This window comes from Methylobacterium sp. E-025 (assembly GCF_022829705.1).
Classification (GTDB): Bacteria; Pseudomonadota; Alphaproteobacteria; order Rhizobiales; family Beijerinckiaceae; genus Methylobacterium.
The window spans coordinates 1-1,064 of the sequence record NZ_JAKSYR010000105.1; the positions used below are offsets into that span (position 1 = coordinate 1).

1 protein-coding gene and 1 pseudogene are annotated in these 1,064 nt (G+C 75.8%); both read left to right on the forward strand.

The features are described from left to right. Positions 1–166: pseudogene (locus MKK64_RS14395) on the forward strand (dTDP-glucose 4,6-dehydratase); the annotation flags it as partial. Continuing rightward, positions 167–1,064: dTDP-4-dehydrorhamnose reductase (gene rfbD, locus MKK64_RS14400; RefSeq protein WP_243935609.1), on the forward strand; the 898-nt coding region annotated here is incomplete at its 3' end. It lies immediately after the preceding pseudogene.

The following is a 1,064-nucleotide window of genomic DNA, read 5'->3' on the forward strand; positions in this document are numbered from 1 at the left end:
CGAGATCGGCTGGGCGCCGTCCAAGACCTTCGAGCAGGCGCTGGAGGAGACCGTGCGCTGGTACCTCGACAACGCGGCCTGGTGGCGCCCGATCCGCGAGGGCCGCTACGCCGGCGAGCGCCTCGGCCTCGCCCCGGCCGCGCCCGCCGCGACGGGCGGCGCCTGAATGGACATCCTCGTTCTCGGCGGCGCCGGGCAGGTCGGCACCGAGCTGCAGGCCTACGCCTGGCCGGACGGCGTCCGGGTCCACGCGCCCGACCGCGCCGCCCTCGACATCACCGATGCGGAGGCGGTGGCGGCTCGGATGGCGGAGCGCCCCTGGGGCGCGGTGATCAACACGGCCGCCTACACCGCGGTCGACAGGGCCGAGGCCGAGCCGGTGGCCGCCTGGCGCCTCAACGCGCTGGCGCCGGCGATCCTGGCCGCCGAGACCGCGCGCCACGCCGTCCCGCTGGTGCAGGTCTCGACTGACTACGTCTTCGACGGCACGCGCGACGGCGCCTACCGGCCCGACGACCCGATCGCCCCGCGCAGCGTCTACGGCGCGAGCAAGGCCGGGGGCGAGCTGGCGGTGCGGGCCGGCAACCCGCGCCACGCGATCCTGCGCACCGCCTGGGTGATGAGCCCGCACCGGGGCAACTTCGTGAAGACGATGCTGCGGCTGTCCGCCGAGCGCGACCGGCTCACCGTGGTCGACGACCAGCACGGCTGCCCGACCTCGGCGGCCGACCTCGCCGCGGCGCTGGCCGCCGTCGCCCTGCGGATGGCGGGCGACGCGGGGGCGCCGACCGGCACCTTCCACTGCGTCAACGCCGGGACGACCACCTGGCACGGTTTTGCGCAAGCCATCGTCGCCGGCAGCGCCCGCCGCGGCGGCCGCTCCGTGCCGGTCGCGGGCATCCCCACCAGCGCCTACCCGACCCCGGCCCGGCGGCCGGCGAACTCGGCGCTCTCGACCGAGAGCCTGAACGCCGCCTACGGCATCGCGATGCGGCCGTGGCAACAAGCTCTCGACACCATTCTCGACCGCCTGATCGGGCCGGTCACAACGGAGGCCTTCCGAT